Origin of the sequence: Amycolatopsis kentuckyensis (assembly GCF_041679295.1) — a bacterium.
GTDB lineage: Bacteria > Actinomycetota > Actinomycetes > Mycobacteriales > Pseudonocardiaceae > Amycolatopsis > Amycolatopsis kentuckyensis_A.
In genome coordinates, this window is record NZ_JBGDMD010000006.1 from 314,964 (window position 1) to 328,486 (window position 13,523).

The following is a 13,523-nucleotide window of genomic DNA, read 5'->3' on the forward strand; positions in this document are numbered from 1 at the left end:
GGAAGGAGCGTTCTCGCGATCGTCAGGCGCTCCGTGCGAGGAGACCTCGCGGCGCGGTGGAGCGCCTGCCGGGGGTTGAGGGCCGGGCGGGCCCTTGGCTGGACCCGCCCGGCATCACCGAACTACTTGCGCTTCACCAGGCCCAGCAGCTTCGCGAGGAAGCCGGTGGAGTCCAGGCCCGACATCGCCGGGACCTGCGCGGCCGGGGCGGCGCTGTCCAGCACCGGCAGCTTGGCGTTCACCGGCAGGGCCGGGGCGGCCGGCAGCGCCGGGGCGGCGGGCACGGCCGGGGTCACCGGGAGGGCGACCGGCAGCGTCGGGACGCCGCCACCCAGGGCGGGCAGCGCCGGCAGCGCGACGGGCAGGCCGCCGGTCGGCAGGTCCGCACGCTGGGTGCCGGACAGGGCGCCCAGGGCGGGCAGGGCCGGGGCCGCGATCGGCAGACCCGCGGTCGGCAGGTCCGCACGCTGGGTGTGACCCGGCAGGGCACCACCCAGCGCCGACAGCCCGGTCACCGCGGGCAGCGCCGCGGTGTTGGGCAGGGCCGGCTTCGGCATCGCCGCGACGCTGCCCAGGTGCGACAGCTGGGTCAGCCCGGCCAGCGGGTTCCCGCCACCGGTCGGCAGGTCGGCGCGCTCGGCACCGAGCGGCGCGGCGGTCGGCAGCGCGGGCAGGCCCTGGGTGGGCAGCCCCGCCGTCGGCAGGCCGCTGGCGAGCCCGGTCAGCGAGGGCAGCTCGCCCGCGCCCAGCTCCGAACCCTCGACCGGGTTCGCGATCGTCTCGGCCACCTCGGTGGCTTCGCCGTTGATGCTCGTCATGTCGGTCGCTTCGGCGGTCGCGACCCCGAGCAGCTCGAGGGGCACGCCGAAGATCTGCACCGGCGCGACGATGTCGTGGTAGAAGTTGTACCCCGACAGGGCCGACCCGTCACCCTCGGTGACCGGCTCGCCGCCGTTCTGCGTGGTCAGCGAGTTGTCGCCGATGGCGTGCGCGACCCCGCCCACGGCCACCGCGTCGCCGAACAGCTGCACGATCGCCGTCGCCGGGATGTCGAGGATGTTGCCGGAGATGGCGCCCTCGACACCCGAGGTGGTGTCGTCGCCCGCGTTCTCCACGGACGTCGTGTTGATCCCGGTGCCGCTGGCGACACCCGCCGCGCTGACGGCGTCCCCGAAGACCTGCGCGACCGGCAGCGCGTCCGCGCCGACGATGTTGCCGGCCACGGCGCCACCGTCACCGTTGGTGGTGGCGTCGCCGCCCGCCACCGACGTGGTGTCGCTGGTGCCCAGGCCGTGGCCCAGGGCCGCACCCGCGACGCCGTCGCTGAAGACCTGCGCGACACCCGCGATCGGGGCCTTCACGATGTTGCCGGTCAGCGCACCGTCCTGGCCGTCGGTGAGGGCGTCGCCGCCCGCCGAGGAGTCGGTGATGTTGTCGTTCTCACCGGTGCCGATGCCCGCGAGGGCGGCACCGCTGCCGGCGGCCAGCACCGGGAGCGAGACCGGGGCCTCGATGATGTTGCCGGCGCCGGCGCCGGCGGGGCCGTTCGCCGTGACGTCGCCGCCCGCGTTGGACGTCGTGTCGGTCGAGCCCTTGCCGTGGCCCTGGCCGACGAACGCGCCACCGATGTTGGCGACCTGCACCGGCAGCGACGCCGGCACGGTGCCCAGGTTCGAGCTCAGGAAGCCGTTGTCGTCGTGGGTGCTGCCACCGCCGCCGCCGGAGACGACCTTGGTCTCGTCGGCCGAGCCGGAGCCCTGGCCGATGAACGAGCCGCCCACGCCGAAGACCTCGGCGGGCAGGCCGACCGGCACCTGCACGACGTTGCCCGAGCCGGACGAGTTGTCGCCCTGGGTGCCGTCGTACGCCCCGGCGGTGACCGTCTTGTCCTCGGTCGCCGTGCCGGACGCGTTGCCGATGTGGCTGCCGCCGATGCCGAAGACCTCGGGCGCGCCCGCGGTCTGGGTGTTGACGATGTTGCCGCCGAGGACGGAGCCGTTGCCCTTGGTGTAGCTGCCGTTGCCCGCGTTGGCGTCGGTGGTGTTGTCGTGCGCGGCGTTCGCCTGGCCGATGTAGGTGCCACCGATGCCGAAGGCCTCGACCGGCAGCGCGACCGACGGGTTCAGGACGTTGCCCGAGCCGCTGGCGTTGTCGCCGGCGGTCTTGACGAAGCCACCCGAGTCGACCGTGCTGGAGGAGCTGCCGGTGTCGGGGATGCCCGCCGTGGCGTTGCCGATCCACGAGCCCGCGACACCCGCGACGTTCGCGATCGGGGACAGCGAGGCCGCCCCGCCGTTGCCGGAGAGGAACGAGTCGTTGCCGGACGTCTCGAGGTAGGTCGGGATGCCCAGGCTGCCTTCGCGGGTGTCCCCGGCGGTGGCGTCGGCGGAGGTGTTGCAGCCGTCGGAGTTCGACAGCGAGCCCCACACGGCGCCCGAGTTGCAGTTGAACTTGACCGGCAGGGCGATCGGCGCGCCGACCACGTTGCCGGAGCCGCTGGCCTGGTCGCCGGAGCTGAACAGCGAGCCGCCGGAGGTCGCGACGGTGTCGGCGGTGTAGCCGTGGCTCTGGCCGTTGCCGAGCAGGTAGGAGGCGGCGTTGCCGGTCACCTGCACCGGGGTGGCGAACTGGCCGGCCACCACGTTGCCGGAGAGGGCCGAGCCGTCGCCGTTCGTGTCGACGTCGCCGGTCTCGGTGGCGCTCTGGCTGGCCGACCCACCGGTCACGCGGCCGGTGCCGCCGGCGACGCCGCCGCCGTTCCCGGCGATCTGGACGGGGAGCGCCCAGTCGAGGGCGACCGCGTTGCCCGCGAGGCTCGAGTCCTGCCCGGTCGTCGCGATGTCCTGGTTGTGGTCCCAGGTCTGGGTGTGGTTGCCACCCTGGACCGTCGCGTCGCCGAGCACGCCGACCGCGTTGTCCACGATCTGGATCGGGACGACGACGTCGCCCGTGACCTTGTTGCCCTTGAGGTTGTTGTGGCTCGGGGTGAACGCGCCCGCGCCGTCGGCCTTGGTGACACCGCCGAGGGTGCTCTGGCTGATCGGGCTGGCTTCGTCGAGCTGCTGGGCGGCCTGGTTCGCGGCCTGCGTGACCGGCTTGGCGCTCAGCTCCGTCTGCCCGGCGGGCAGGTCCAGCTGGCCGAAGGGGGTGCCGACCGCGTTGTTGGCTTCCTGGATCGGAACCGTGACGTTCAGGTCGAGCGGCGAGGCAGGGGTGTCGGGGTTGACGTTCTCGTCAGCCGAGGCGATGCCGGTGCCCAGCATCAGCAACCCACCCGTGACAAGTGCGGTCTGGAGTCCGCGCTTTGCCCACGTCTGCATGGGGTTTTTCTCCTTTATTTCGGGTTCCCTTGCGGGCTTATGGGGGTGCGTCGATACGCACCGAGGGGGGAAGGAATTTCTGCGGGCGCAACAAAGCGCACCGCCTGATCACGGGTATTTCGCGGACGCGTGCGCCGTCAGCTGAAGACGGACTTGGGCGCGTCAGCGACCCGTGAAGGGAGGTGTTCAGTCAGGAGTGACGCCGGGCTGCTCGCCCGGGGTGCGCATCGTGGTGCGCAGGCCGGCGCGGCTCATGGCCGCGACGGCGGAGTCGACGGCTTCGGTCGTCCAGAAGGGGACGCCGAAGTTGAGGCCGTCGAGGTGACCACCGGGGGCAGTGCTGCCACCCGGGGCGGTGGGGACGGACGGTGCGACCGGAAGCTGCACCGGGGTCAGCGGCGACGGCAGGTCACGGTGGGAATCACGGGAATCGCCCGCGCCACCGGTGACGTCGTGCTGAAGACCCGTCGGCATCGCGAGCGCGGCTCGCAACGCGGCGGGGAGCTGGACGGTCGAGACGGCGACCGGGTCCGTGGCCTGGCCGGGGGTCGTGGTGACCGGCTGCTGCTCGACCGGGGAGTTCCCCGGGAGCGCGACCAGGTCCCCGTGCCCACCCGGGTTGAGCAGCTGCAGCACGTCGTGCGCCGGCTCGGGGGTGAAGGTCTGCTCGAGGACCTCGCGGGTGTCCTGCGGCTGGGTGACGATGTGCTCGACCGCGTCGAGGGTGCGGTGCGCCGGGCTGACGACGGCGTCCTCGGCGAAGTCCGAGACCGAGTCGCCGACGCGGTCGGAGACCTCGTGCCCGAGGACGCGGGCGCACGGGTCGCTCCACGACGTGGCGTCCTGGTGGCAGTTCGAGGCGGAGACGTCGCTCGCCGCGTCGGTCGCGCCGGCGTTCACGTCGCCGACGCTGCCGGTGGCGGCCTCGGTGATCGGGGCGGTACCGACCTCGACGGTGTCCGCGGAGGCGACCGCACCGGAGACGAGCCACGCGGCGGCGGTACCGGCCACGGCACCACCGAGCACGAGCAGCGCACGCGACACGAAGCGGCCGGCGCGCTTGGCACCCTGCCCCTCGTTCGTCGCGTGGTCCACCACAGGTGCGTCTCCTTCGAAACCGGGTGATCGTTCGGCGATTGCCGTTGCGGGATCGACCTAATCAAACCCGCGACGCGGCTCGCATCCTCGACACGACTTGATGCCCCCATCGTGTGAAGAACACAGCGTGCAACCGGGCCTGACACCGGGTGATCTCCCCTGGCAGCCGAGCGTGTCGGACTCGGCCCGCGGAAAGCGGCCGAATCGGGCGGTGTTGCCAGTACGGTGATCCGGTGAGCCACGCGCGACGCGAAGACCCGTTCCTGCCGGAGCACGAGGACATCACCGGGCTGATCCCCCGGGGCCTGCGCATCAGCGCGGCGCTGGCGTGGCGGTTCATCGTCGTGATCGCCGCGCTGTACGCCGTGGTCTGGGTGATCGGCTACCTGTCCGTCGTCATCATCCCGCTGTCCATCGCCCTGCTGCTGTCGGCACTGCTCGCGCCCGCGGTGCAGAAGCTGGTGGCGGTGAAGTTCCCGCGCGGGCTGGCGACGGCCATCGTGCTCATCGCGGGGCTGGCGGTGCTGGGCGGGCTGCTGACGTTCGTCATCACGCAGTTCTCCTCCGGCCTGCCCCAGCTGCAGCAGCAGCTCAACGACAGCCTCAACCAGATCAAGGAGTGGCTGCTCAACGGCCCGCCGCACCTGCGCCAGGAGCAGATCCAGGACTTCATCAACCAGGCGATCGGGTTCATCCAGAACAACCAGGCGTCCATCACGACGACCGCGCTGACGACGGCGAGCACCGTCGGCGAGATCCTCACCGGCTTCCTGCTGACGCTGTTCATCACGATCTTCTTCCTCAGCGGCGGCGACGGCATCTGGACGTTCCTCGTCCGCGCGGTGCCCGCCCGGGTCCGCAACCGCGTCGACGTCGCCGGGCGCCGCGGGTTCGCGTCGCTGGTCAGCTACGTGCGGGCGACGGCCGCGGTGGCCGTGGTCGACGCCGTCGGCATCGGCGTCGGCCTGTGGATCATGGGTGTGCCGCTGGTGATCCCGCTGGCGACGCTGGTGTTCATCGGCGCGTTCATCCCGATCATCGGCGCGGTCATCACCGGCGGCGTCGCGGTGCTCATCGCGCTGGTGACGAACGGCTTCATCGGCGCGGTGATCGTGCTGGCCATCGTGATCGGCGTGATGCAGCTGGAGAGCCACATCCTGCAGCCGCTGCTGCTCGGGCGGGCGGTGAAGCTGCACCCGCTGGCCGTCGTGCTCGCCATCACCGCCGGCCTGGTCGCGGGCGGGATCGCCGGCGCGCTGCTGGCCGTGCCGCTGCTGGCGGTGCTCAACGCCGGCGTCCGGTCACTGCTGCACGAGACCAACCCGGACCCGGCCGAGGTGGACGTCCTGAAGGACCAGGCCGCGCAGCCGAACGACGCCGAGCCGGGCTCGCCCAAGGCGCAGGTGCCGACGCGCGGCGACGACGACGAATGACCACCGCGCGGACGCCCGACCCGATCACGCCGATGTGGCGTGGCGTGCTCGCGTTCCGCGTGCTCACCTGGGCGTTCGCCTGCGGCACCGTGATCGTCCAGAGCGGGCACTACCAACGCGAGTGGCTGGCCTGGACGATCCTCGGGGTGATGGCCGTCTGGTCGGTGCTCAGCAGTTTCCTCTACTTGCGCGAGCGGACGCGGCCACCGGCGCTGGTCGTCTTCGACCTGGTGCTGACGACCGCGCTGCTGCTGACTTCGCCGTGGGTGCTCAGCGACGCGCAGTTCGCGCTGAACGTCCCGCTCATCACGACGGTGTGGGCGGCCGTGCCGCCGGTCGCGGCGGGCGCGCGTTTCGGCGCGGGCGGCGGGGTGCTGGCCGGGCTGGTCGTCGGCGTGGCGACCGGGCTGGCGCGGGAGAAGTTCGACCTCGACGTCGCCCGCGACGGCGTCCTGCTCGCCGCGGCCGGCCTGCTGGTCGGCATGGCCGCGACGATGGGCCGCCGGTCCGCGGCGCGGCTGGAGCAGGCGCTGCGGAAGGAAGCGGCGACGGCCGAGCGGGAACGGCTGGCGCGGTCGATCCACGACAGCGTCCTGCAGGTGCTGGCCCGCGTCCGCAAGCGCGGCAACGAAGTCGGCGGCGAAGCGGCGGAACTGGCGAAGCTGGCCGGCGAGCAGGAGATCGCGCTGCGGTCGCTGGTGACGACCGAACCGCTGACGCCGAACGACCGCGGCACGGCGAGCCTGCGCGCCGCGCTGCAGCTGCTCGCGACGTCGTCGGTGCAGGTCTCGGCCCCGGCGGACGACGTCGAGCTGCCGGCCCACGTCACCGACGAACTGGTGGCCATCACCCGCGAAGCGCTCTCGAACGTCGAGAAGCACGCGGGCCCCGACGCGCGGGCGTGGGTGCTGCTGGAGGACCTCGGCGGCGAGGTCGTGGTCAGCGTCCGCGACGACGGACCGGGCATTCCGGACGGCGTTCTCGAGCGAGCGGCCGCGGACGGGCACCTCGGCGTGGTGGAATCCATCCGGGGGAGGGTCCGCGACCTCGGCGGGAGCGCGACCCTCGACACCGGGCCCGGCCGGGGCACGGAGTGGGAGGTCAGGGTGCCGAGCACGAGGGGTGCGAGATGAGCGACGAGCCGCGGATCTCCGTGATGGTGGTCGACGACCACCCGATCTGGCGCGACGGGGTGGCCCGCGACCTGACCGAGCACGGCTTCGACGTCCGCGCGACGGCGCCGGACGCCGACGCGGCGCTGCGCATCGCGCGGACCGTCCGGCCGGACGTCGTGCTGATGGACCTGAACCTGGGCAGCACGTCGGGCGTGGACGCGACCCGTGAGATCACCTCGGCGCTGCCGTCGACGAAGGTGCTCGTGCTGTCGGCGAGCGGCGAGCACAAGGACGTCCTGGAGGCGGTGAAGGCCGGCGCGTCCGGCTACCTGGTGAAGTCGGCGTCCGCGGCGGAGCTGGTGGACGCCGTGCACCGGACCGCGGCCGGCGACCCGGTGTTCACCGCGGGCCTGGCCGGGCTGGTGCTCGGCGAGTACCGGCGGATGGCCGACGCGCCGGCGGAAGGTGCGGAACCGCCGCGGCTGACCGAGCGCGAGACCGACGTCCTGCGCCTGGTCGCGAAGGGGCTGACCGCGCGGCAGATCGCCGAACGGCTGGTGCTGTCGCACCGGACGGTGGAGAACCACGTGCAGTCGACGCTGCGGAAGCTGCAGCTGCACAACCGTGTCGAGCTGGCCCGGTACGCGATCGAGCACGGCCTCGACGAGGAGTAGTCACGGCTGGACCGCCAGGCCCGACCAGGTGCCCTTCGGCAGCTTGGCCTGGCCCAGCCGCCACTGCGGTTCGCCGGGGTGCCAGGCGGCGAGGACGTCGTCGGCGAGCACGAGGTCACCGGCTTCCGACCAGTCGAAGCCGCGTTGGAGGTGCTCGGTGACGAACGGCATGCCGGGAGCGTGGTCCCAGGTCGGCCCGTCCGGGCGGAGCAGCCAGATGTCCCGTGTCTGCGTGTTGGTGTGGCGGTAGGCGGAGTCGGCGAAGTCGACGGCCCAGATGGCTCCTTCACGCGAGGGCACCACGGTGGGCGCCGCGCCGATCGAGGGCCGGCTGAGCTTCTTGCTGCTGTTGTCCCGCAGGTCGACCAGGGTCAGGTCGGTCAGGCCGTCGAGCAGCAGCCAGTCGCCGGCGGCGCCGAGGATGCGCGGCGCCTGCCGGACCGTCCGGCCGGTCGCCGGTTCGATCAGGGCGTCGGTCGATTCGGCGGCGTCGGCGTTGATGGTGATCAGCAGGCCGTGCCGGGTCTCGGCCCGCACTCCGGTGCGGCAGCTGGCGGGCAGGCCGCGCCCGAGCTCGCCGTTCGTGAACGAGACGTGCTGGAGGCGGCAGTCGTCCGGCGCGTCCTGCCGGACCAGCCAGACGCCCTCGCCATCGGCGTCCGGACCCGCCGACCGGGCTCGGCCGAGGGACCGCGGCGGGCTCGCCGGCCCGGTGTACTCGAGGATCTCGGAGGGCTCGGCGTCTTTCGGGTACTGCGGGCGGACCGTCAGGACGAGGTGCTTCCCGACCCGCACGACGTCGAACCGGACGTCACCGCCGGGGTAGCCGGGCAGGGTGGCCGCCGGGCCGCGGTCGGCGTCGAACAGGGTGGGTGCGACGGTCGGCAGCAGCGCGGTGACGCCGATGCCGCCGGTCGCCTGGATCCCGGAGAGTTCCGCCAGCGGACCCGGCGGCGGTGGCGGCGCTTCGAGTTTGTTCGTGCACGCGGACAGCAGGACGACGGCCGCGACGGCGGCAGCGGCGCGGAATACGGGTCCGTTCAGGGTTTTCCCCCGATCTCCCTGGTGAAATCCGGTTCTACCATCGTGGGCATGGGCGAGGAAGAGACCGCGGCGGCGGAACCGGTGACCGAAACCAAGCCGTTGAGCGAGCGCGATCTCCGGGTGTCCGACGACGAGCGTGAGCACGTCGTCGGGGTCCTGCAGAAGGCCATCGGCCGCGGGATGATCGACCTGGACGAGTTCACCGAGCGCACCGACCGCGCGCTGGCGTCGCGGACCCGGGGCGAGCTGAACGCCGTGCTGGCCGACCTCGCCGGGCTGTACCACCCGGCGGCCGCGATGGCCGCCGCGCCGTCGTACGCGGCGCCTCCGCCGGCGCCGGGCTTCTCGCCCGGCCGGCGGTTCGAGCTGAACGCGAAGTACTCGTCGCTGGTCCGCAGCGGGCCGTGGGTGGTGCCGCCGGAGATGGTCGTGCGGAACAAGTACGGCTCGACGAAGCTCGACTTCACCGAGGCCCAGGTCCAGTCGCCGGTGGTGCACATCGAGCTGGACGCCAAGTGGGGGTCGGTCGAGGTGATCATCCCGGAGCACGCGGCGGTCGACGTCAACTCGATCACCGACGTCAAGTTCGGTTCGCTCGAGGACAAGACGCGCAGCAACGGGCACCTGGGGAACCCGCGGTTCGTGTTGAGCGGCCGGGTCCACGGCGGCTCGCTGGTCATCCGGCACCCGCGGCGCGGGTTGTTCGGCTAGCCGGGGCCCCTCTGCCCCCGGCGTCAAGAAGGCCTCCCCACCCAGGCATCGGGTGGGGAGGCCTTCGCTTTACGCGCCCCGGAGGTTCCGCGCGACGAAGCCGACGAGGACGGCGAACGCCACAGCGGCGAGCCCGGCGACGACGTGCAGGCCGGCGGCGAACCCGTGCGCGGAGACGACGGCGTTGCCCAGCGTCCCGACGGTCGCGATGCCGATGGCGTAGCCGAACTCGTTGACGGTCTGCGCCAGCGACGCGGCGGCGCCGGCCTTGCGCTCCGGAACCGACCCGACGACGAGATCGGTCCCGAGCGCGACCATCGGCCCGACGCCCAGCGACGTCACGGCGAACCCGAGTGCGGGCCACGCCGGCCCGGCCGCGGGGTCGGCGAGCGCGAGGATCGCCATCCCGGCGGCGGCGAGGGCGACCCCGCCGGCGATCAGGACGTTCGTCTTGACGTGCCGCGCGAGGTGCGGCGCGGCGAGGAAGCTGACGGTGGAGGCGGCCATCCCGGGCAGCAGCCCGAGGGCGGCCCCGACCGGCGAGAGGTGCTGCGCGACCTGCAGGAACTGCGCGGTGAACAGCATCGTGGTGCCGCCGAGCATGCTGAACAGGAGCATTCCGCCGAGCGTGGTGCGGAAGGGCTTCGCGGCGAAGAGGCTGAAGTCGACGAGAGGGTCCTTCAGGGCGCGCTGCCGCTTGTAGAAGACGTACCCGACGGCGAGGCCTGCTACGAGGGCGGCCACGGGAACGGGGTGGACGCCGTCGCGAGCCAGCTCCTTGACGCCGTAGACGGCGGGCAGGATGGCGGCGAGCGAGAGGAAGACGCTGGGGAGGTCGAGCCGGCCGGCCTGCTCGTCGCGGTATTCGGGCAGCAGCTTCGGGCCGATGATCAGCAGCAGGACCATCGCCGGGACGCCGAGCAGGAAGACCGAGCCCCACCAGAAGTGCTCGAGCAGCAGTCCGCCGACCATCGGCCCGATGATGGCGCCGACGGTGAAGCAGCCGGCCCAGATCCCGATGGCCTGCGCCCGCTGCTGCGGGTTCTTGAAGAGGGTCCCGATGAGGGAGAGGGTCGAGGGCGCGAGGGTGGCACCGGAGATCCCGAGCACGGCCCGCGCGGCGATGAGCATCCCGGCGGTGGTGGCGAAGGCAGCCCCGACGGAAGCGAGCCCGAAGGCGGCGGCCCCGATGAGCAGCAGCTTCCGCCGCCCGATCCGGTCGCCGAGGGTCCCCATGGTGACCATGAACCCGGCGACCATGAAGCCGTAGGTGTCCATGATCCAGAGCTGCTGGGTGCCATCGGCGTGCAACCCGGCGGCGATCTTCGGCAGCGCGAGGACGAGGACGAAGACGTCGAGCGAGACGAGCAGGGTGGGCAGGGCCAGCACGGCCAGCCCGACCCACTCCCGGCGCCCGGCCTTCGCCGTCTCGGCCGGCGCTCCGCTCGGGGCTCCCGGCGCTTCGGCGGTGATGGTCATGGCTGCGTCCTCTCGGCTCGGTGGTGCTCTCACCACTTCGTCGAGCGGGCGCGGCCGAAATCGACAGCCCGGGATTTTTTGCCGGAAAGCCGTGAAGGCCACCTCGTGGTCGAGGCGGCCTTCACGGGGTTGTGTCAGGTTGTCCACACCCCTCGTGCATTGGGGACAACTCCGCGCATCCAGGTTCGCACAATCCGGCACTGTCGGTCACGACCGATAGACTGAAAGTGGGGGGGCGCCCCCGGGAATCGGTCGGCGAGCTTCGGTCAGGGGCGAGCCGCCGCGCGTGCCGCGGCCGGGTCGGACGTCGCCAGCGTCGCTTCCGCCAGTGCCTCGCACTCCGCGAGCGTCGTGTACGCCAGGCTGGCGCCCACCGCGCGGACCGCCGGGGCGTTCATCGACAGGCTCGTCAGGCCCAGACCCGCCAGCACCAGCGCGAGCCGCGGGTCCGCCGCCGCTTCGCCGCACACGCCCGCCGGCTTGCCCGTCGCCTTGGCCGCGTCGCCGATCAGCTTCAGCAGGCGCAGGAGTCCGGGCTGCCACGGGTCGTTGAGCTTCGCGACCGCGCCCAGCTGGCGGTCCGCCGCGAACGTGTACTGGGCCAGGTCGTTCGTGCCGACCGAGACGAAGTCGACGACGTCGAGGATCTCGCGGGCGCTCAGCGCCGCCGCCGGGATCTCGATCATCACGCCCGCCCGCGCGATGCCCGCCGCGCGGACGCGCTCGGCGAACCAGGCGGCTTCCTCGACCGTCGCGACCATCGGCGCCATCACCGAGACCTCGGCGCCGGAGTCCTCAGCCGCGCCGGCGATCGCTTCGAGCTGGCGGTCCAGCACCTCGGGTCGGTCGAACGCCACGCGCAGCCCGCGGACACCGAGCGCCGGGTTCGGCTCGGCTTCCGGCGAGAGGAACGCCAGCGGCTTGTCGGCGCCCGCGTCCAGCGTCCGCACGATCACCGGCTTGCCGCGGAACGGCGAGAGCACCGCCGTGTACGCGGTGCGCTGCTCGGCGACCGACGGTTCGTCCGAGGCGTCCAGGTAGCAGAACTCGGTGCGGAAGAGGCCGACGCCCTCGGCGCCCGCGTCGGCCGCGGCCTGCGCGTCGGCCGGGGAGCCGACGTTGCCGTAGACCTTCACGCGGTGGCCGTCGGCCGTCGCGCCGGTGCCGTTCCAGTCGGCGAGCTGCGCGACCGTTGCCGTGACGACCGGCGCCGACGGGTCGGCGACCTCGACCGTGCCCGCGTCGCCGTCGACCGCAAGCGCTTGCGCGTCCAGGGCCAGCAGGCCGCGCACCGCGACGACGGCCGGGATGCCCAGCGCCCGCGCGAGGATCGCGGTGTGGCTCGTCGGGCCGCCCTCTTCGGTGACCAGGGCGAGCACCTTGGCCGGGTCGAGGCCGGCGGTGTCGGCCGGGGCGAGGTCCCGCGCCACCAGCACGCTCGGCGACGCCAGCTCGGGCACCCCCGGCGGCGCGATGCCGAGCAGCTCGGCGATCAGCCGGTCGCGCACGTCTCGGACGTCTCGGACGCGCTCGGCCATGTACCCGCCCGCGGCGGCCAGCGCTTCGGCGAAGCCTTCCGCGGCCCGGTAGACGGCACGCGCGGCCGGCAGACCCTGCGTCTTGACCAGTGTCTCGGCCTGGGCCGCGAGCGCCGGGTCGGCCGCCATCGCGGCGGTGGTGATGAGGATCGTCGCGGCCTCGCCGGTGGCCGTCTCGGCCTGCTTCTCGAGCCTTCCGGCGACGACCGCGGCGGCGGGCGTGATCCGGGCGGCTTCGGCGGCGGGATCGGCCGGGGCCGGGGTGGCGGCGGGCTCGCCGAGCGGCTCCGCGACGCGGACGACGGGACCACTGGCGCGGCCGGGGCTGACGGCGACCCCGGACAAGGACTCAGACATGGTCTAGACCATAGCTCAGATACGTCTGGATATCTCGTGGTGGCGGGCACAAGCCTCGCTGACGCACCTGTTCGAGCACCGGCCGGACCTCCTCGTGCCACCAGGCTTCGGCCAGTTCGCCGCGGCTGCGCACCGGCCGTCCGGCCAGCATACGGCGGAAACCCCAGGCCTCGGCCGAGTCGGCGAGCCGGAACCAGTCGGCCGGGTCGTCGAGCCAGAGCCCGAGCCGGACGTCGTCGGGCAGCGGGACGCGCTCGAGGAACATCCGCTCGGCGGTCTTCGACGGCAGGTCGGCGAGCGTCAGGCAGCGCAGCGCGCAGGCGACCGTGCTGATCCAGCGGACCCGCGCGCGGATGGTCGTCGCGCCCCGGGCCCGGGCGATGGCGACGCGGTGGTGGCCGTCGTCGACGAAGAACATGTCGGAGAGGCGCACGAGCCGCACCGGCGGGAGGTCGGCGGTCGTCCGCGTCAGCCGGTCCCAGCGGTCGCGCAGCGCTCGGTTGCGTGGCCGGAACTCACGGTCGAAGTCGCCGGCGCGGGCGACCGTACCGACGATGCCGTCCAGGGGGACGTCGTAGACGCCTTCGTCGACTTCGGTCTGCTTGCCGAGCGCCTGCAGGGTTTCGCCGAGCGGCATGATCGCGAGGTGGTCGGGCCGCCGCGCTTCCGCGATCGCCCTCAGCTGTGCGGCGTAGCCGCGCCACCAGGCCGAACCAAACGAATCGCCCATGTGATGGGCAACACGAGCCGCCGG

General features: G+C 72.9%; 10 protein-coding genes. 4 read left to right on the forward strand and 6 right to left on the reverse strand.

Annotation, left to right across the window (positions count from 1 at the left end; translation table 11 throughout):
• Positions 1–122 precede the first annotated feature (122 nt).
• Positions 123–3,320, reverse strand: a complete 3,198-nt coding sequence (locus ACERZO_RS26705) for a beta strand repeat-containing protein (protein ID WP_372667506.1) — start codon at positions 3,318–3,320, stop codon at positions 123–125.
• 186 nt (positions 3,321–3,506) lie between these two features.
• The gene (locus tag ACERZO_RS26710) at positions 3,507–4,415 is read right to left on the reverse strand and encodes a hypothetical protein (RefSeq protein ID WP_372667507.1); all 909 of its coding nucleotides are present in this window, start codon (positions 4,413–4,415) and stop codon (positions 3,507–3,509) included.
• A gap of 236 nt (positions 4,416–4,651) precedes the next feature.
• On the opposite strand from ACERZO_RS26710, the gene ACERZO_RS26715 reads away from it, so the two are divergent.
• From ACERZO_RS26715 to ACERZO_RS26725, 3 genes are read left to right on the forward strand one after another with little or no spacing between them, the layout of a single operon-like run.
• Complete coding sequence (locus ACERZO_RS26715) at positions 4,652–5,851, forward strand: AI-2E family transporter (protein WP_372667508.1); 1,200 nt, start codon at positions 4,652–4,654, stop codon at positions 5,849–5,851.
• Positions 5,848–6,984, forward strand: coding sequence for a MacS family sensor histidine kinase (gene macS / locus ACERZO_RS26720; RefSeq protein ID WP_372667509.1), 1,137 nt, complete (start codon positions 5,848–5,850; stop codon positions 6,982–6,984). The genes ACERZO_RS26715 and macS overlap by 4 nt, the downstream gene beginning before the upstream one ends.
• Positions 6,981–7,640 carry a response regulator gene (locus tag ACERZO_RS26725; RefSeq protein ID WP_372667510.1) on the forward strand — a complete coding sequence of 220 codons (660 nt, stop codon included), beginning with the start codon at positions 6,981–6,983 and terminating at the stop codon, positions 7,638–7,640. Before macS ends, ACERZO_RS26725 begins: the two co-directional genes overlap by 4 nt.
• Here ACERZO_RS26725 and ACERZO_RS26730 read toward each other — a convergent pair whose 3' ends face one another.
• Positions 7,641–8,828 carry a hypothetical protein gene (locus ACERZO_RS26730; protein WP_372667511.1) on the reverse strand — a complete coding sequence of 396 codons (1,188 nt, stop codon included), beginning with the start codon at positions 8,826–8,828 and terminating at the stop codon, positions 7,641–7,643.
• On the opposite strand from ACERZO_RS26730, the gene ACERZO_RS26735 reads away from it, so the two are divergent.
• Positions 8,733–9,395 carry a DUF1707 SHOCT-like domain-containing protein gene (locus ACERZO_RS26735; protein WP_372667512.1) on the forward strand — a complete coding sequence of 221 codons (663 nt, stop codon included), beginning with the start codon at positions 8,733–8,735 and terminating at the stop codon, positions 9,393–9,395. The two genes, ACERZO_RS26730 and ACERZO_RS26735, sit on opposite strands and share 96 nt — an antisense overlap.
• Positions 9,396–9,464: 69 nt before the next feature.
• Here ACERZO_RS26735 and ACERZO_RS26740 read toward each other — a convergent pair whose 3' ends face one another.
• The 3 genes from ACERZO_RS26740 to ACERZO_RS26750 all read right to left on the reverse strand — a co-directional run bounded on the left by ACERZO_RS26740 (position 9,465) and on the right by ACERZO_RS26750 (position 13,499).
• Positions 9,465–10,874, reverse strand: coding sequence for an MFS transporter (locus ACERZO_RS26740; RefSeq protein ID WP_372667513.1), 1,410 nt, complete (start codon positions 10,872–10,874; stop codon positions 9,465–9,467).
• Between the two features lie 266 nt (positions 10,875–11,140).
• Entirely contained in the window at positions 11,141–12,769 is a 1,629-nt protein-coding gene (gene ptsP, locus ACERZO_RS26745; protein WP_372667514.1) for a phosphoenolpyruvate--protein phosphotransferase, read from the reverse strand.
• Positions 12,762–13,499, reverse strand: a complete 738-nt coding sequence (locus ACERZO_RS26750) for a hypothetical protein (RefSeq protein WP_372667515.1) — start codon at positions 13,497–13,499, stop codon at positions 12,762–12,764. The genes ptsP and ACERZO_RS26750 overlap by 8 nt, the downstream gene beginning before the upstream one ends.
• Between the last annotated feature and the right edge of the window lie 24 nt (positions 13,500–13,523).